19 protein-coding genes are annotated in these 15706 nt (G+C 70.9%); 6 read left to right on the top strand and 13 right to left on the bottom strand.

Annotated elements, in window-relative coordinates:
* The first annotated feature begins 26 nt into the window (after nt 1-26).
* Entirely contained in the window at nt 27-989 is a 963-nt protein-coding gene (locus tag IE209_RS22015; RefSeq protein WP_189689056.1) for a Bug family tripartite tricarboxylate transporter substrate binding protein, read from the top strand.
* Nucleotides 990-1038: 49 nt separating this feature from the next.
* Here IE209_RS22015 and IE209_RS22010 read toward each other — a convergent pair whose 3' ends face one another.
* Genes IE209_RS22010 through IE209_RS22000 form a run of 4 tightly spaced genes read right to left on the bottom strand, consistent with a single transcriptional unit; the run spans nt 1039 to nt 2046 of the window.
* Nucleotides 1039-1251, bottom strand: a complete 213-nt coding sequence (locus tag IE209_RS22010) for a hypothetical protein (RefSeq protein ID WP_189689055.1) — start codon at nt 1249-1251, stop codon at nt 1039-1041.
* A 2-nt stretch (nt 1252-1253) separates the two neighbouring features.
* On the bottom strand, nt 1254-1442 hold the full coding sequence (locus IE209_RS33970) for a sigma factor-like helix-turn-helix DNA-binding protein (RefSeq protein ID WP_229882994.1): 189 nt from the start codon (nt 1440-1442) through the stop codon (nt 1254-1256).
* Nucleotides 1418-1840 (bottom strand): RNA polymerase sigma factor, encoded by a 423-nt coding sequence (locus IE209_RS22005; RefSeq protein WP_229882993.1) that lies wholly within the window; start codon nt 1838-1840, stop codon nt 1418-1420. The genes IE209_RS33970 and IE209_RS22005 overlap by 25 nt, the downstream gene beginning before the upstream one ends.
* Entirely contained in the window at nt 1837-2046 is a 210-nt protein-coding gene (locus tag IE209_RS22000; protein ID WP_189689054.1) for a YgaP-like transmembrane domain, read from the bottom strand. Before IE209_RS22000 ends, IE209_RS22005 begins: the two co-directional genes overlap by 4 nt.
* Here IE209_RS22000 and IE209_RS21995 point away from each other — a divergent pair.
* Nucleotides 2045-2212, top strand: coding sequence for a hypothetical protein (locus tag IE209_RS21995; RefSeq protein WP_189689053.1), 168 nt, complete (start codon nt 2045-2047; stop codon nt 2210-2212). The genes IE209_RS22000 and IE209_RS21995 overlap by 2 nt on opposite strands.
* Here the strand turns inward: IE209_RS21995 and IE209_RS21990 are convergent.
* A complete protein-coding gene (locus IE209_RS21990; protein WP_189689052.1) occupies nt 2196-2813 on the bottom strand; it encodes an NAD(P)-dependent oxidoreductase in 618 nt (205 codons plus the stop codon). The genes IE209_RS21995 and IE209_RS21990 overlap by 17 nt on opposite strands.
* A gap of 123 nt (nt 2814-2936) precedes the next feature.
* On the opposite strand from IE209_RS21990, the gene IE209_RS21985 reads away from it, so the two are divergent.
* Both IE209_RS21985 and IE209_RS21980 read left to right on the top strand, forming a co-directional pair.
* Nucleotides 2937-3884 carry a LysR family transcriptional regulator gene (locus tag IE209_RS21985; RefSeq protein ID WP_189689051.1) on the top strand — a complete coding sequence of 316 codons (948 nt, stop codon included), beginning with the start codon at nt 2937-2939 and terminating at the stop codon, nt 3882-3884.
* Nucleotides 3885-3963: 79 nt separating this feature from the next.
* Nucleotides 3964-4548 (top strand): RBBP9/YdeN family alpha/beta hydrolase, encoded by a 585-nt coding sequence (locus IE209_RS21980; protein ID WP_189689050.1) that lies wholly within the window; start codon nt 3964-3966, stop codon nt 4546-4548.
* On the opposite strand, the gene IE209_RS21975 is transcribed toward IE209_RS21980, so the two are convergent.
* The 8 genes from IE209_RS21975 to IE209_RS21940 all read right to left on the bottom strand — a co-directional run bounded on the left by IE209_RS21975 (nt 4549) and on the right by IE209_RS21940 (nt 14270).
* Entirely contained in the window at nt 4549-5097 is a 549-nt protein-coding gene (locus IE209_RS21975) for a peroxiredoxin (RefSeq protein WP_373305401.1), read from the bottom strand.
* A 56-nt stretch (nt 5098-5153) separates the two neighbouring features.
* Entirely contained in the window at nt 5154-6668 is a 1515-nt protein-coding gene (gene amaB / locus IE209_RS21970; RefSeq protein ID WP_189689049.1) for an L-piperidine-6-carboxylate dehydrogenase, read from the bottom strand.
* 63 nt (nt 6669-6731) lie between these two features.
* Nucleotides 6732-7601 carry an ABC transporter permease gene (locus IE209_RS21965; RefSeq protein ID WP_189689048.1) on the bottom strand — a complete coding sequence of 290 codons (870 nt, stop codon included), beginning with the start codon at nt 7599-7601 and terminating at the stop codon, nt 6732-6734.
* Nucleotides 7598-8464: an ABC transporter ATP-binding protein gene (locus IE209_RS21960; protein ID WP_229882992.1), complete on the bottom strand. Its 867-nt coding sequence runs from the start codon at nt 8462-8464 to the stop codon at nt 7598-7600. Before IE209_RS21960 ends, IE209_RS21965 begins: the two co-directional genes overlap by 4 nt.
* Before the next feature lie 7 nt (nt 8465-8471).
* Nucleotides 8472-9485 (bottom strand): ABC transporter substrate-binding protein, encoded by a 1014-nt coding sequence (locus IE209_RS21955; RefSeq protein ID WP_189689047.1) that lies wholly within the window; start codon nt 9483-9485, stop codon nt 8472-8474.
* 1 nt (nt 9486) lies between these two features.
* Nucleotides 9487-10497, bottom strand: coding sequence for an ABC transporter substrate-binding protein (locus IE209_RS21950; protein WP_189689046.1), 1011 nt, complete (start codon nt 10495-10497; stop codon nt 9487-9489).
* A gap of 77 nt (nt 10498-10574) precedes the next feature.
* On the bottom strand, nt 10575-11471 hold the full coding sequence (locus IE209_RS21945; protein ID WP_189689045.1) for a TauD/TfdA dioxygenase family protein: 897 nt from the start codon (nt 11469-11471) through the stop codon (nt 10575-10577).
* 165 nt (nt 11472-11636) lie between these two features.
* Nucleotides 11637-14270, bottom strand: a complete 2634-nt coding sequence (locus IE209_RS21940; RefSeq protein ID WP_189689044.1) for an excinuclease ABC subunit UvrA — start codon at nt 14268-14270, stop codon at nt 11637-11639.
* Nucleotides 14271-14476: 206 nt separating this feature from the next.
* Between IE209_RS21940 and IE209_RS21935 the strand changes: the two genes are divergently transcribed.
* Entirely contained in the window at nt 14477-14971 is a 495-nt protein-coding gene (locus tag IE209_RS21935) for a hypothetical protein (protein ID WP_189689043.1), read from the top strand.
* The gene (locus IE209_RS34375; protein ID WP_308433205.1) at nt 14968-15675 is read left to right on the top strand and encodes a cupin domain-containing protein; all 708 of its coding nucleotides are present in this window, start codon (nt 14968-14970) and stop codon (nt 15673-15675) included. The genes IE209_RS21935 and IE209_RS34375 overlap by 4 nt, the downstream gene beginning before the upstream one ends.
* Nucleotides 15676-15706: the final 31 nt, after the last annotated feature.

Genomic DNA, 15706 nt, shown 5'->3' with positions numbered 1-15706 from the left:
TTGCCCGCTGATTCCTGGAGACACGCATGAACCGCCGCAACACCTTGGCCACGCTGGCCTTGTCCCTCGCCTGTGGCCTGGCCTCCGCCCAGACCTTCCCGACCAAGCCGATCACGCTGATCGTGCCCTTCCCGCCCGGTGGCAGTTCCGACGCGCTGGCCCGTGCGCTGACCATGCCGCTGTCGCAGGCGCTGGGCCAGAGCGTCATCGTCGAGAGCCGGCCTGGCGCCGGCGCCACCATCGGCGCAGACTTCGTCGCCAAGTCCAGGGCTGACGGCCATACCTTGCTGATGGGCGCCGTGCACCACACGATCGCCACCAGCGTCTACAAGAAGCTGCCCTACGACTTCGAGAAGAGCTTCACGCCCATCACCACGGTGGCGCTGGTGCCCAATGTGCTGGTGGTCAACGCCAAGTCCAGCGCCACCGATGTCAAGGGTCTCATCGCGTTGGCCAAGGCCGCGCCGGGCAAGATCGCCTACGGCTCCAACGGCAACGGCACGGTGCAGCACCTGATCGGCACGCAGTTCGCGGGCCTAGCGGGCGTGGAACTCGTCCACGTGCCCTACAAGGGCAGCGCGCCGCTGACGACCGACCTGCTGGGCGGGCAGATCGACCTGTCGTTCGACACGCTGACACCACTGGTACAGCACATCCAGGGCGGCAAGCTGCGCGCGCTGGCCGTGACCACGGCCAGGCGCTCGAGCACGCTGCCCGATGTGCCCACGCTGGCCGAGTCCGGCATGCCGGGCTTCGACCAAGGGACCTGGTTCGGCATCCTCGCGCCTGCGGCCACGCCCAAGGACGTCGTGGCCCGACTCAATGCCGAGATGACCAGGATCATCCATTCGCCGGAGTTCAAGAAGCGCATGGAAGAGATCGGCGCCGAGCCCGTGGGCGACACGGCCGAGCAGATGGCCGCGCGCATCAAGGATGACACGGCCAAGTACGCCAGGCTCGTCAAAGACGCCAAGGTGGCGATCGAGTGAGGTGCCGGGTCGGCCCCCTGGCGAACGCCGTGAGCAGCTGCGCCGGGGTTTATCCGGCCGGCGGCCGGCGGCGCGCGGCCCAGGCCTGCGCCAGCCCCAGCAGCCAGCACGCAGGGCAGCCGCGCAGCAGCAGCAAAGCGCCGATGCCCGCGGCCATGCGCAAGGGCGCAGGCCATGTGGCTGCCAGCAACGCCAGCGTGACGAACGCGACCGCGGCCAGGCCGCGCAGCAGGTGCACGGTGATGGAAGAGCTGCAGAACATGCTCAGTCCCTCTGTTGGCGCGCAGGGCCATGCGGTTCGGCTGCGGTCCCGTTGAACCAGTAGCCGCTGGCCATCAGGACGGTGCGCACCTGCATGCGGGCGCGGTGCAAGCGGCTCTTGACCGCGTCCACGCTGATGTCCAGTTGTGCCGCCACCTCCGGTGCGGTCAGTTCGTGCAGGTCGCGCAGCACCAGCACCTCCCGGTACGGTGGGGCCAGCGCCTCCACCGCGCGCGCCAGGTCCAGCCGAAGCGCCAGCGGTACGGCGGGCGCCGCGGGATGGTCAGCCTCTGGCAGCGCCTCGAGCGGCTGGGTGCGGCCACGCCCACGCAGCAGGCGATGGCACTCGCCTCGACGATGCGAAAGAGCCAGCTCACGAACGTGGCGGCGGTGCGCAGCGCGCCCACGTGGCGGTACAGCCGCCAGAGCGCCACTTGCACAGCGTCTTCGGCGTCCTCGCTGGTGGAGCAGGTGCGGCGCGCGAAGCGGCGGATGTCGGGCAGGCTCACCCGCATCAACTCCAGCACCGCACCGGGCGTGCCGTTGCGGGCGGCCTCGACCAAGGCCAGGCGGTCTGCGGTCAGGCTCATCGCGCCACGGGCTTGCGCCCCAGCAACGCGCACGCAGGACAGAAGCCCACGATTGCAGTCCCTGCCAGCGTGCACGCGCTGACCCCGGCGGCCCAGGCCAGCGGGGCGATGTCGGACCAGACGTAGGCGACGGTCAGCGCAGCCGCCGCCAGGGCGAGCCGGGCAGCACGCTCTGCCAGCGGCAGGTTGCGTTTCAGGTAAAACATGTTCGGTTCCTCATGGGTGATGGTGACCGATGCCAAGAGTCACCAGCGCAGCCAAAGGATTCGCGCTGACCTGAAAAAAGTGCTCGATGTGCCGATGAAGGCTCCCAACTTCACCCGTCAGCAGGGGTGCGCGCTGGCCGTATGGGCGCTCAGTAGCCGACCGTGAAGCGCTGCCGCGCGTGCGCGGGTCGCTCGATCTCGTCGGCCAGCGCGATCGCGAAATCTTCCATCGAGATGTGACTGTTGCCCTGCGCGTCGACCAACAGTTGGTCGCCACCCAGCCGGAACTGGCCAGTGCGCTCGCCCGGCGCGAACAGCGCCGAGGGCGACAGGAAGGTCCAATCCAGATCCTTCTCGCTGCGCAGTGCCTGCAGGAACACGCGGCCGGCACCGGCCTCGGCCTTGTAGGCGTCCGGAAACTGCGGCGTGTCGATCAACGCCACGCCGGGCGCCACCTCCAGGCTGCCGGCGCCGCCGACCACGGCGATGCGCGGCACGCCGGCCTGCCTGGCCGCCGCCAGCAGCGTGGCGGCATCGATGCCGCCGACGAAGCGCGTGGCGCTGACCACCACGTCGTGGCCCCGCAGCAGCGGCGCCAGCTTGGCGGCCTGGGTGGCGTCGGCCGCGGCCAGCGTGAGGCCGGGGCGCGCCGCAGCCTTGGACGGATCGCGGGCGATGCCAGTCACGCTGTGGCCGCGCGACAGCAGTTCGTTGGCGATGCGGGAACCGGCGTTGCCGGTGATGCCGAGGATGGCGATCTTGGACATGGATGAATCTCTTTCCTGGGAATGAACATGCGGGACACGGCCCGTGGTGGGCATCGTAGGTTGCTTCGTTCGGCGGAAAAACCGCCTACCATGCAATGCTTTGTTGCTTCGTTCGATGAAATCATGGACCGCCTGACTGCCGCCGAAGTCTTCGTGCAGATCGCCGAGCGCGGCAGCATGGCGGCTGCCGCCACGGCGCTGGACATGTCGCGCGCCATGGTCACGCGTTACCTGGCGCAGATGGAGCAATGGGCCGGCGCCCGGCTGCTGCACCGGACCACGCGCCGGCTCAGCCTCACCAGCGCGGGCGAGCAGGCGCTGGCCCACAGCCGCCAGCTGCTCGCGGTGGCGCGCGAGCTGCCGCGCGTGGCCGAGGACGAGCGCCAGGCCGATCCGGTGCGCGGCCTGCTGCGCCTGGCCTGTGCGCAATCGCTCGCGCAGGAGGTGCTGGCGCCCGCGGCGGCGGTGTTCCTGCAGCGCCATCCGCTCGCGGCCATCGATTTCCGCGTGGATTCGCGCGCCGTGAACCTGGTCGAGGAGCGCGTGGACCTGGCCATCCGCATCAGCAACCAGCTGGAGCCGGGCCTCGTCGCGCGGCGGCTGGGCGATTGCGCCTCGGTGGTCTGCGCCTCACCCGACTACCTGGCCCGCCACGGCACGCCGCAGCGGCCCGAGGACCTGGCCGCGCACCGCTGCCTCACCTACTCCTACTTCGGCCGCAGCGTCTGGGAATTCGCCGACGCCCAGGGCCGGCCCGTCGGCGTGCCCGTGGGCGGCCCGCTCAGCGCCAACGAGACCCAGGTGCTGCTGGCCGCTGCGGCGCAGGGCGTGGGCATCACGCTGCAGCCGGTCTATGCAGCGGCTCCGCTGCTGGCGGCAGGACGGCTGCAGGCCCTGTTGCCGCTGTGGGTGCCGCAGGCCCTGGGCGTGCATGCGCTGTACCAGCCGCAGCGCCGGGTGCCACCCGTGCTGCGTGCGCTGCTGGACTTCCTGGTCGACTGGTTTGCCGCGCCAGGGCACTGGCCCGCGGCACCGGCCGGCCCTGCCCGCAGCCGGAGACCGCGCGTCTAAGCTTCCTCGAAAAGCTTCGTTGGCCCGGCCCGGGCCGGCTCCCAGAATGGGGCGCTCCTTCTTCTGGACGACGACGCGCATGCGCACTTTGATCATCCCGGGCTGGCGCAATTCCGGCCCCGGCCACTGGCAGAGCCTGTGGGAGGCCCGGCTGCCCGACGTCACGCGCGTGCAGCAGGACGACTGGGTCGCACCGCGGCGCGCGGCCTGGTTGGAGAACACCGTGCGGGCCATCCTGGCCCGGCCCGATCCGGTGCTGCTGGTGGCCCACAGCCTGGGTTGCATCGTGGTGGCGCACCTGCCGCCCGAGGCCCAGGCGCGCGTGCATGGCGCGCTGTTGGTGGCGCCCGCGGACCCCGAGCGCCGCGCCGTGCTGGTGGACTTCGCGCCCGTGCCGCACGCGCGGCTGCCGTTCCGCAGCACGCTGGTGGCCAGCACCAACGATCCCTACTGTCCCGTGCGCCTGGCCGGCGCCTATGCGCGCGCCTGGGGCAGCCAGCTGGTGCGGCTGCCCGACGCGGGGCACATCAATGTGGATTCGGGCCATGGCGAATGGCCGCAGGGGCTGGAATTGCTGCGGGCGCTGGAACAGGCACCGCCGCGCCCGGCGGAGCAGCCCACGCCCCGCCTGCGCCGCGCCACGCTCGCGCTGGCCGCGCGCTGATCAGCGCGCGGGCTTGGCCAGCTGCTCGACGGCCTGCAGCGTGCGCGTCACATGCGCCTCGGGGTCGGAGCCGTGGTGCGTGAACACGATCTTGCCGTCCTTGGCGATCACGTAGGAGATGCGGTCGGCCATGTCGGCGCGCCAGGACGAGCGCGCGTCGTAGTCTTCGATGGTCTTGGGATTGGCGCCGGCCACGGCGAACTTGTCGCGGCAAGCCTCGACCGAGAAGCGCTTGAGCGTGTCGATGTTGTCGCCCGAGACACCGACCACGGTGGCGCCCAGTGCGGCGAAGCGCTCGCTGGCCTCGGCGAACAGGTGCGCCTCCACCGTGCAGCCCTGGGTGAAGGCCTTGGGGAAGAAGTAAAGCACGACCGGACCCTTGGCCAGCGCCTCGGTCAGCTGGAAGCGGAAGGTCTTGCCGCCCAGCGCGGCCTCGGCCGCGAAGGACGGTGCCGCGTCACCGGGCTTGAGCGCGGCCTGCGCGGCGGACAGGGACAGGGCGCAGGCGGCGAGCACAAGCGCGCGGCGCCGGGACAGTCTCAGGTTCACGTGCTTCTCCGTTGGACGAAGCGGCGAGTGTGCCAGCCCGGCGATGCCCCTTGTGCTCACACGTCGAACTTCACGCCCTGCGCCAGCGGCAGCGCGCGCGAGTAGTTGACGGTGTTGGTGGCGCGCCGCATGTAGGCGCGCCAGGCATCCGAGCCGGACTCGCGGCCACCGCCCGTCTCCTTCTCGCCACCGAAGGCACCACCGATCTCCGCGCCCGAGGTGCCGATGTTGACGTTGGCGATGCCGCAGTCCGAGCCGCTCGCGGACAGGAAGCGTTCCGCCTCGCGCAGGTCGTTGCTGAAGATGGCGGACGACAGGCCCTGCGGCACCTCGTTCTGCAACGCGATGGCTTCGTCGAAGTCGGTGTAGGCCAGCACGTAGAGGATGGGCGCGAAGGTCTCGTGGCGCACCGTGTCGGTCTGCGCCGGCATCTCGACGATGGCCGGGCGCACGTAGAAGGCCTGCGGAAATGCATGGTCCAGCACGCGCTCGCCGCCCGTCACGGTGCCGCCCTCGGCGCGTGCTGCGGCCAGCGCGGCCTGCATGGCCTCGAAGGCCTGGCGGTCGATCAGCGGGCCGACCAGCGTGCCGGCCTCCAGCGGGCTGCCGATCGGCAGCCTGGCGAAAGCCGTCTTGAGCCGCCCGACCAGCGCATCCTTGACGCTGGCGTGCACGATGAGCCGGCGCGTGCTCGTGCAGCGCTGCCCGGCCGTGCCCACGGCCGCGAAGGCGATGCCGCGCACCGCGAGGTCCAGATCGGCACTGGGCGTGACGATCACCGCATTGTTGCCGCCGAGCTCCAGCAAGGAGCGGCCGAAGCGCTGCGCCACGCGCGGCCCCACTGCGCGGCCCATGCGCGTGCTGCCCGTGGCAGAGACCAGGGCCACGCGCGCATCGTCGACGAGCACCTCGCCCGTCTCGCGCAGGCCCACGATGACCTGGTTCAGCTGCGCGGGCGCCTGGCCGAAGCGCCGCGCCGCCCGCTCGAAGATGGCCTGGCAGGCCAGCGCGGTCAGCGGCGTCTTCTCCGAGGGCTTCCAGACCACGGCATTGCCGCAGACCAGCGCCAGCGCCGCGTTCCAGGCCCACACCGCCACCGGGAAGTTGAAGGCCGTGATGACGCCGACCACGCCCAGCGGATGCCAGGTCTCCATCATGCGGTGGCCGGGCCGCTCCGAGGCGATGGTCAAGCCGTACAGCTGGCGCGACAGGCCGACCGCGAAATCGCAGATGTCGATCATCTCCTGCACCTCGCCCAGGCCTTCGGTCCCGATCTTGCCGGCCTCGATGGAGACCAGCTCGCCCAGTTGCGGCTTGGCCGCGCGCAGCTCCTCGCCGAGCAGGCGCACGAGTTGGCCGCGCTGGGGCGCCGGCACATCGCGCCAGGCCAGGCTGGCGGTCCGGGCCATGCCGATGGCGCCGGTCACCTGGGAGGGGCCTTCGATGGCCAGTTCGGCCAGCAGGCTGCCGTCCACCGGCGAGCGGACCGCCAGCGGGCCGGCGGCCAGCTGCGCGGGGTCCACGCCCAGCGCGGACAGGAGGGAGAGGCTGCGTTGTTTCAGGTCGGACATGGTGCGGCAACAAGGCGGTGGTGGTCCCGCACTTGTACCCGACCTCGGCCCGCCCTTGCAGACTCAGCGCTGCTGGCCCCAGCGGCGCACGGTCAGCCGCTCCAGCGTGGCGAAGCCCAAGGTCTCCACTGCGAGGCCGATCAGCACCACGGTCACGAGACCGGCGAACACCTTGTCCGTGTACAGCTCGTTGCGGTTCTGGAAGATGTACCAGCCGAGGCCGCCCTGCCCCGAGCTCGCACCGAACACGAGCTCGGCGGCGATCAGCGTGCGCCAGGCGAAGGCCCAGCCGATCTTCAGGCCCGACAGGATGGCCGGCAGCGCGGCCGGCACCAGGATCTGCAGCGCATAACGCAGGCCGCGCAGGCCGTAGTTGCGCCCGGCCATGCGCAGCGTCTCGGGCACGCCCTGGAAGCCCGCGAAGGTGTTGAGCGCGAGCGGCCACAGCACCGAATGGATCAGCACGAACACCAGGCTGCCGCGGCCCAGGCCGAACCACAGCAGCGCCAGCGGCAGCAGCGCGATGGCCGGCAGCGGGTTGAACATCGAGGTCAGCGTGGACAAGAGGTCGCGGCCCAGCTGCGTGGACACGGCCAGCAGCGTCAGCGCGAAGGCCAGCAGCACCCCGGCCACATAGCCCTGCAGCAGCACCGACAGCGAGATGCCCACGCGGCCCAGCAGTTCGCCGCTGGCGAAGCCCTCGAGCAGCGCGCGCATGGTGGCGCTGAAGGTAGGCAGCAGCAGGTCGTTGTCCTGCCAGCGCGCGAGCAGCTCCCAGAGGATGGCCAGCACCGCGAGGATCAGGCCCTTGCGCAGCCAGGCCTGCTGCCACAGGCGCGTGCCCAGGGGCAGCGCGCGTTCGACGCTGCCCTCGGTATAGGGCTGCAGCGGCCATTCAGCTTCGGGCCGCACCGGGGGATTCAGCGCACTCATGCGGTCTTCTCTTCTTCAAACAACAGGTGGTGGATGCGCTGCGCCGTCGCCTGGAACTCCGCGCCGCCCGTGCTTTGCAGATCGAAGGCGTGGCTGTTGATCTCGGCGCGCATGCGGCCCGGGTGCGGCGACAGCAGCGCGATGCGGCTGCCCACCACCAGGGCCTCTTCGATCGAGTGCGTGACGAACAGCAGCGTGAAGCGCACCTCGTCCCACAGCGCGAGCAGTTCCTCCTGCATCTTGCGGCGGGTGAGCGCGTCCAGCGCCGCGAAGGGCTCGTCCATGAGCAGCACGCGCGGCTGCATGGCCAGCGCGCGGGCGATGGCCACGCGCTGCTTCATGCCGCCCGACAGCTGGTGCGGGTGCACGTCGGCGAACTTGGACAGGCCCACCTTGTCCAGGTAGTGCAATGCGCGCTCGCCGGCCTCCTTGCGGCCCAGCGTGCGGGAAGCCAGCAGCGGGAACATCACGTTCTCGCGCACGGTCTTCCAGGGCGGCAGCTGGTCGAACTCCTGGAACACGACGATGCGGTCCGGTCCCGGCGCCGTGACGCGCTTGCCGTCGAGCCGGATCTCGCCTTCCACGGGCGCGATGAAGCCGGCGATCGCCTTGAGCAGCGTGGACTTGCCGCAGCCCGAAGGCCCCAGCAGAACGTAGCGCTCGGCCGCATGCACGTCGAAGCCCACGCGGTGCGTGGCGCGCACCACGCGCTCGGGCGTGCGGTACTCCAGGCTCACGCCGTCGACCTGCAGCAGCGCGCTGCCATCGGTCTGGCGCGCGGCCTGCGCGGGCGCCACCGGGCCAGGTGCGCGCAGCGGGTTTCCCGGCACGGCATGGCGCAAGGTGGGGGCGGCAAGTTGCATGGTCATCTCACGATCCAGGGCGCGCCCAGGCCTCCTCGAAGAAGTAGTCCTTCCAGGAACCGGCCTGGTTCTTCAACACGCCGAGCTTGTGCAGCTCCTGCGCGTACACGATGCTGCGTTGGGGCGACACGGTGAAGTCGTTCTCGGGGTCCTCCACGATCTGGCGCACCAGCGCCGGGGCCAGCTTGGACTTCTGCACGCGGATGAAGATGTCGGCCGCCTTGGCCTTGTCGGCCTTGACGATCTGCTCGGCCTCCACCAGCGCGTTGTAGAAGGCCTGCGTGGTCTTGGGGTTCTGCTCGCGGAACTTCTGCGTGGTGTAGAGCACGTTGAAGGTGGCCGGCCCGCCCAGGATGTCGTAGCTGCTGGCGATCTTGCGCACCTTGGGGTTCGCGGCCAGCGCCTGGTAGTAGAACGGCGCGCTGGAGAAATGCGTGCTGATCTCGGTGCCGCCCGAGACCAGGGCGGCCGTGGCCTCGGGATGCGGCAGGCTCACCGAGATCTCGTCGAAGCGCTTGAAGTCGTCCTTGCCGAACAGGCGCGCAGTTTCAATCTGCAGCGTGCGCGACTGGAAGCCCACGCCGGCAGCCGGCACCGCGATGCGGTCCTTCGGCCCCAGGTCCTTGAGCGATTGGACCTCGGGGTTGTTGGTCAGCAGGTAGTTGGGCAGGGAGCCCAGCGCGGCCAGCGCTTTCACGTTCTGGCGCCCCTTGGTGCGGTCCCACAGCGTGAGCATGGGCGGCACGCCGGCCGAGACCACGTCGAGCGAGCCGGCCAGCAGCGCCTCGTTCATGGCCGTGGCGCCCGAGATGCTGGCCCACTCAACAGCGACCTCCTGGCCCAGCGCCTTGCCGTGCTTCTCGATCAGTTGCTGGTCGCGTGCCACGTCCAGCAGCAGGTAGGCGATGCCGAACTGCTGGGCGATGCGGATCTTTCCCTCGGCTTGGGCGGGCCCGGCGGCCAGGCCCAGCGCGGCGGCCAGCGCCGCGGCAGCGGCAAGCGTTCTTCTGCGCAGCGCCATCTCAGTTCGCCTGGGCGCTGTGCGCGTCGTCGAAGAAGTAGTCGCGTGCGGACGCGGGCTTGTTCTTGATGGCGCCCACGCGGTGCATGAATTCGGCCAGGGTGTAGGTGTTCTGCGGCGCGGTGGTGAACTGCACCTCGGGGTTCTTGAGGATCGACAGCAGCAGCGCGCGGTCGGTCTTGGCGCCCGAGACCTTGAGGTAGATGTCGGCGGCCTGCTCGGGCTTGGCGGCGATGAACTGCGCGGCTTCGTTCAGCGCGTCGATGAAGGCCTTGTAGGTCTTGGGGTTCTCGCTGCGGAATTTCTCGGTGGCGTAGAGCACCGTGGCCGACGAGGGGCCGCCCAGCACGTCGTAGGACTTCAGCACCACGCGGGCCTGCGGGTTGCCCGCCAGCTCCTGTTCCTGGAACGGCGGGTTGCCGAAGTGGCCCGTGATCTCGGTGCCGCCCTTGATGATGGCGGCGGCCGCGTCAGGGTGCGGCACGGCCACGCTGATCTTGTCGAGCTTGGCGAAGTCCTTGTCGCCCCACAGCTTGGCGGAGGCCAGCTGCAGCACGCGCGACTGCACCGAGACGCCCACGGCCGGCACGGCGATGCGGTCCTTGTCCGTGAAGTCGGCGATCGTCTTCACGTTCGGGTTGTTGGTGACCAGGTAGTACGGGAAGTTGCCCAGCGAGGCCACGCCCTTGACGTTCTGGCGGCCTCGGGTGCGGTCCCAGATGGTCAGCAGCGGGCCCACGCCGGCGCCGGCCACCTCGATGTTGCCCGACAGCAGCGCGTCGTTGACGGCCGAGCCGCCCGAGAGCTTGACGAACTCGACGTTGATGTCCACGCCGGCCGCCTTGCCGTGCTTTTCGATGAGCTTTTGCTCCTGCGCCACGTTGAGCAGCAGGTAGACGATGCCGAACTGCTCGGCGATGCGGATGCGGCCTTCGGCGTGGGCGGCCAGGCTGCCGGCGAGCAGCGCGGCGCCGGTGGCGAGCGCGGCGAGGCGACGGGTGATGCGGTGCATGGTGGGGACAATCTCCAGGGTGAGCGAAGCCTGCCCACGCCGCGGCGTGGGCAGAAAAAAGACGGGAACAGACAGGATCAGAAGGGCTGGTCGCCCTCGATCGTGGTGCGGTAGAGCTTGCGGCGTTCGCTGTCGGGCGTGCCGGCCGCCAGGTGCAGCACCGAGCGGTTGTCCCAGAACACGATGTCGTGCGGCAGCCAGCGGTGGCGCAGCTGGAATTCAGGCTTCGTGCTGGCCGCGAACAGCAGCTCCAGCAGCGCGCGGCTCTCGTTCTCGGGCAGGCCGACGATCTTCGTCGTGAAGTGCTCGCTGACGAACAGCGCTTTGCGGCCGGTCTCGGGATGGGTGCGCACGACCGGGTGCACGACCGGCTTCACCTCGTCGAGCTGGGCCTGCGTCAGCGCCGGACGCCAGGGGCTGCGCGCGCGCAGTTCCTCGTACTTGGCCAGGTAGCTGTGCTCGGCCTTCAGCGTGGCGATGCGCGCCTTGACGGGCTCGGGCAGCGCCTCGTAGGCCGCGTGCTGGTCGGCGAACAGCGTGTCGCCGCCGGCGTTCGGCAGTTCCTGCGCGTGCAGCAGCGAGCCCAGGCTGGGCTTTTCCTTGTACGACAGGTCCGAGTGCCAGTAGTGGCCCGCATCGCCCAGGCCGATGGGCTGGCCGTCCACCTTGATGTTGGAGACGATCAGCACCTCGGGATGGCCTTCCAGCTGGAACTTCTTCTGCACGTGGATCTGCAGCGGGCCGAAGCGGCGTGTGAAGGCCACGTGCTGGGCAGGCGTGATGCGCTGGTCGCGCAGCACGAGCACGTGGTGGTCCAGGTGGGCGCGGTGCAGGCGTGCGAAGTCGGCGTCGTTGAGGGGCTGGGCCAGGTCCAGCCCCAGCACCTCGGCACCGAAGGGCGCATCGAGGCGGCGCACCTCGAAGGCCTGAGCGGGTGCGTCGGACAGGGCGGGAGAATCGAGCAAGGCGGACATGGATGGGCAACAAGAGGCTGCAGCGTGCAGCGATGCGCCGCACTGTAGGCCGCCCATGCACGCCGACCAACGATTGTTTATTTGCTTGCTTATGCAAAAAACTTCTGTGCAAGCCCTCTTGAACGCACAAGCGTGTTTTGCGCATGCGCACATGCGCAGAACGCGCTATGCCTTCGCGTCGGGGCGCAGGGCCTGCGCCAGGTAGGGTGCGGTGGCGCTGCCACGCTGTCGAGCCACCTGCTGCGGCGGGCCGGCCGCGACGATACGCCCACCCTGCGGCCCTGCCCCCGGCCCCATGTCGATCAGCCAGTCGGCCGCTGCGGCCACGCGCATGTCGTGCTCCACGGCGACCACGGTGTTGCCTGCGGCCACGAGCTTGTCCAGCTGCGCGAGCAGCCGGTCCACGTCGGCCGGGTGCAGGCCGGTGGTCGGTTCGTCCAGCACATAGAGCGTGCCGCCGTTCTGCGGCCGGTGCAGTTCGGTGGCGAGCTTGATGCGCTGGGCCTCGCCGCCGCTCAGCTCGGTAGCGGGCTGGCCCAGCCGCAGGTAGCCCAGGCCGATGTCGCGCAGCACTTCCAGCGGGCGCAGCACGGCGGGCTCCTCGGCAAAACGCGCGCAGGCCGCGTCCACGGTGAGGTCCAGCACGTCGGCGATGGTGAGCCCTTCCCAGGTCACCTCCAGCGTCGCCGCGTTGTAGCGCTTGCCCTGGCAGTCGGGGCATGGCGCGTAGACGCTGGGCAGGAACAGCAGTTCCACGCTCACGAAGCCCTCGCCCGCGCAGGTCGCACAGCGGCCCTTGGCCACGTTGAACGAGAAGCGGCCGGCATCGAAGCGGCGCCGGCGGGCCTGCGGCGTGGCCGCGAACAGCTTGCGCACGGCGTCGAACAGGCCGGTGTAGGTGGCCAGGTTGGAGCGCGGCGTGCGGCCGATGGGCTTCTGGTCGACCTGGACCACGCGCGCGACATGTGCCATGCCCTCGTCGATGCGGCCCTGCACGGGCGGCAAGGCGGCCTGCGCCGTGTCCTCGCCCTCGGCCGCGGCACCGTCCTCCTCCGGCTCGGCGGGCAGGTGCAGGTGGCGGCGCGCCAGTTCGAGCAGGCCCTGGCTGACCAGGCTGGATTTGCCCGAGCCCGAGACGCCCGTGACCACGCTCAGGCAGCCAACGGGCAAGTCGGCGTCGACACCGTCCAGGTTGTGGTGCCGCAGGTCGCGCAGCCGCAGCCAGGCACGCGGTGCGCGCACCTGGCGTGGCGCCGGCACGTGCGCCGGATCCGGGAACAGGTAGGGCCGCGTCTGCGAGCGCGCGACGCCCGCCAGCCCGGCAGGCGGGCCGCTGTAGAGCACCTCGCCGCCTTGGCTGCCGGCCGCCGGCCCCACGTCCACGAGCCAGTCGGCCGCGCGCATGGTGGCCACGTCGTGCTCGACCACGAACAGCGTGTTGCCGGCGGCCTTGAGCCGCCCCAGCGCCTCGTGGAGCGCCACGCCATCGGCCGGGTGCAGGCCCGCGGAGGGCTCGTCCAGCACATAGACCACGCCGAACAGCTTGGAGCCGATCTGCGTCGCCAGGCGCAGGCGCTGCAGTTCGCCGGCCGACAGGCTGGGCGTGGCGCGGTCCAGCGAGAGATAGCCCAGGCCCAGGCTCTGCAGCGTCTGCAGCCGCGCGAGGATCTCGCCGGCCAGGCGCTGGGCCGCCAGGACCTTCTCCTGCGAATCGTCCGGCGTGCGCAGCACGTCGTCCGCGCCGGCGTGGCGCGGGTTCGCGGGTGCAGGCCGGTGTGCGCCGCGGTGGGTGGACGCGGTGGCCGGGTGCCCCTGGCCTGCGGGCGCCAGGCATTGGGCCAGGTCGGCCAGCGGCATGGCGCCCAGCGCTGCGATGTCGTGCCCGGCGAAGCGCACGGCCAGGGCCTCGGGCTTGAGCCTGCGGCCCGCGCACAGGCTGCAGGGCGCGCTGACCATGTAAGGAGCGACACGCTTGCGCATGGCCGCGCTCGGGCTGTTCGCGAAAGTGTGCAGCACGTGGCGCCGCACGCCCGTGAAGGTGCCCATGTAGCTTGGCGCCATCTTGGCCTTCACGGCCGCGCGCACTTCGTCGCGGTCGAAGCCGGCATAGACGGGCACGGTGGGCTGCTCGTCGGTGAACAAGATCCAGTCGCGCGTGCGCTGCGGCAGGTCGCGCCAGGGCTTGTCGACGTCATGGCCCAGCGTGGTCAGGATGTCGCGCAGATTCTGGCCCTGCCAGGCACCGGGCCAGGCCGCGACGGCGCGCTGGCGGATGCTCAGGCTGTCGTCGGGCACGGCCGAGCGCTCGGTCACGTCGTAGACGCGGCCCAGGCCATGGCATTGCGGGCAGGCACCCTGCGGCGTGTTGGGCGAGAAGTCCTCGGCGAACAGCATGGGCTGGCCGGCCGGGTAGTGGCCCGCGCGCGAGAACAGCAGCCGCAGCAGGTTGGAGACGGTGCTCACGCTGCCGACCGATGAGCGCGCCATGGGCGTGCCGCGCTGCTGCTGCAGTGCGACGGCGGGCGGCATGCCCTCGACCGCATCGACCTGCGGAATGCCGGCCTGGTCGACGAGCCGGCGCGCGTAGGGCGCGATGGAATCGAGGTAGCGCCGCTGCGCCTCGGCGAACAGCGTGCCGAAGGCCAGCGAGGACTTGCCCGAGCCGGAAATACCCGTGAAGACGACGAAGGCGTTGCGCGGGATGTCGACGTCGACGTTCTTGAGGTTGTGCTCGCGCGCACCGCGCACGCGCACGAAGCCCTGGCCGTCTTCGGCGGGCGCGCCAGCGCGCGGCGACATGGCTTGGGATGGTCTTGCCAATGGATGGATCCTCGGGTCTGGAAGCGCACAGTGTGACCGGCTGCCCCGCCCGGTCCAGCCCACGCCAGGCCGAACTGCTGTCGGCCGGCTTCCCGCTGCGGTGGACAAGCGGCTGCGAATTTGTCCTGCATGGCGACCGCGTCCGGCCCCGTACGGTGGACCCCAACGCATTTCAGGAGCAGCACATGAGCGACAGGAGCAAAGCGGCCACCGGCGTGGGCGCGGTGGCGGGTGGATTGGCCGGCGGGGTCGCCGGGGCGGCCGCTGCAGGAGCGGCCGTGGGCGGCGTGGCCGGTCCGGTCGGCGCCGCAGCGGGGGCCGTGGCCGGCGCGGCGCTGGGTGCGCTGGCCGGCAAGGGCGTGGCCGTGGCCGACCCCACGGTGGATCCGGCCGCTGAAGAGGCCTACTGGCGTGCCCACCATGCCAGCCGGACGGAGGACACGGGCAGCTTCGACGACTACGGCCCCGCCTACCGCTACGGCGTGAACGCCTATGGACGCCACCCGGGCCGCAGCTTCGAAGAGGTCGACGAGGAACTTGCGCGCGACTGGAACCGTGCGCGCGGCCGCTCCACGCTGGACTGGGAAAGTGCGCGCCACGCCTCGCGCGATGCCTGGCAACGGCTCAGCGACGCAAGCGTGCGCGCGGCCGCGTCGGGCGCCCCGCGGGACGGCCTTTGAACCAGCTGGTGCACCCCGCAGGCCCCGCCGCGCACGGCGCCTACGACCAGGCCGTCGCCGGCCTGCTGGCGCTGCTGCCGCGCCGCCTGCGGCGCATGCTGCGCTGGCTGCTCTCGCGCCGTGCCCGCTGGGTGCGCATTCCGACGGCGCTGCTGTGTCTGGTGTTCAGCATGCTCTGGTTCCTGCCGGTGGTCGGCCTGGAGTACCTGCCGATCGCGCTCGTGCTGATCGCACGCGATGTGCCGCCGCTGCAGCAGCCCGTCGGTCGCCTGCTGCTGTGGGGCGGGCGCCGCCTGCGCTGGCTGCTCGACCGCTGGGCCGCACGCTTCGCACGGCGGCGCCGGCGCCGCGCGCCTCCGGCCGCCATGCGCGCTAGCGTCTCGCCCCTGCCCGCCGACATCCCCACCCTGCGCCCGGTGCTGGCCGCCGCCAGGACGCTGGACGACTTCCGCGCGGCGGCGCTGGCCGAAGGCTTCGACGAGGCCATCGCGCGCAGCTGGGCGCCGCACCAGGTGGTCGAGGACCACCAGCATCCCTTCGACGCCGAAGCCCTGGTCGTGCAGGGCGAGATGTGGCTCAGCGCTGCCGGTGGCACGCGCCACCTGCGGCCGGGCGACGGCTTCGCGCTGGCCCGCGGCACCCCGCATGCCGAGCGCTACGGGCCCGAAGGCGCGACCTACTGGGTGGCGCGCCGCGGCGCATGAGGCCAAGCAGGTTTTCCGCAGCTGCTGATGC

Origin of the sequence: Pseudorhodoferax aquiterrae (genome assembly GCF_014652235.1) — a bacterium.
Taxonomy (GTDB): Bacteria; Pseudomonadota; Gammaproteobacteria; order Burkholderiales; family Burkholderiaceae_C; genus Pseudorhodoferax; species Pseudorhodoferax aquiterrae.
Note: the sequence above shows the minus strand (reverse complement) of the source record. Positions and strands in the feature narration are given on the sequence as shown.

Bases quoted from the DNA above. Each gene is read 5' to 3' on its own strand.
- amaB (WP_189689049.1), bottom strand. From the start codon at position 6,668: ATGTCCGACCTGAAACAACGCAGCCTCTCCCTCCTGTCCGCGCTGGGC.
- IE209_RS21955 (WP_189689047.1), bottom strand. From the start codon at position 9,485: ATGGCGCTGCGCAGAAGAACGCTTGCCGCTGCCGCGGCGCTGGCCGCC.
- IE209_RS22010 (WP_189689055.1), bottom strand. From the start codon at position 1,251: ATGTTCTGCAGCTCTTCCATCACCGTGCACCTGCTGCGCGGCCTGGCC.
- IE209_RS21980 (WP_189689050.1), top strand. From the start codon at position 3,964: ATGCGCACTTTGATCATCCCGGGCTGGCGCAATTCCGGCCCCGGCCAC.
- IE209_RS22015 (WP_189689056.1), top strand. From the start codon at position 27: ATGAACCGCCGCAACACCTTGGCCACGCTGGCCTTGTCCCTCGCCTGT.
- IE209_RS21940 (WP_189689044.1), bottom strand. From the start codon at position 14,270: ATGTCGCCGCGCGCTGGCGCGCCCGCCGAAGACGGCCAGGGCTTCGTG.
- IE209_RS21935 (WP_189689043.1), top strand. From the start codon at position 14,477: ATGAGCGACAGGAGCAAAGCGGCCACCGGCGTGGGCGCGGTGGCGGGT.
- IE209_RS22005 (WP_229882993.1), bottom strand. From the start codon at position 1,840: ATGAGCCTGACCGCAGACCGCCTGGCCTTGGTCGAGGCCGCCCGCAAC.
- IE209_RS21995 (WP_189689053.1), top strand. From the start codon at position 2,045: ATGTTCGGTTCCTCATGGGTGATGGTGACCGATGCCAAGAGTCACCAG.
- IE209_RS22000 (WP_189689054.1), bottom strand. From the start codon at position 2,046: ATGTTTTACCTGAAACGCAACCTGCCGCTGGCAGAGCGTGCTGCCCGG.
- IE209_RS21965 (WP_189689048.1), bottom strand. From the start codon at position 7,601: ATGAGTGCGCTGAATCCCCCGGTGCGGCCCGAAGCTGAATGGCCGCTG.
- IE209_RS21990 (WP_189689052.1), bottom strand. From the start codon at position 2,813: ATGTCCAAGATCGCCATCCTCGGCATCACCGGCAACGCCGGTTCCCGC.
- IE209_RS21960 (WP_229882992.1), bottom strand. From the start codon at position 8,464: ATGCAACTTGCCGCCCCCACCTTGCGCCATGCCGTGCCGGGAAACCCG.
- IE209_RS21945 (WP_189689045.1), bottom strand. From the start codon at position 11,471: ATGTCCGCCTTGCTCGATTCTCCCGCCCTGTCCGACGCACCCGCTCAG.
- IE209_RS21985 (WP_189689051.1), top strand. From the start codon at position 2,937: ATGGACCGCCTGACTGCCGCCGAAGTCTTCGTGCAGATCGCCGAGCGC.
- IE209_RS21950 (WP_189689046.1), bottom strand. From the start codon at position 10,497: ATGCACCGCATCACCCGTCGCCTCGCCGCGCTCGCCACCGGCGCCGCG.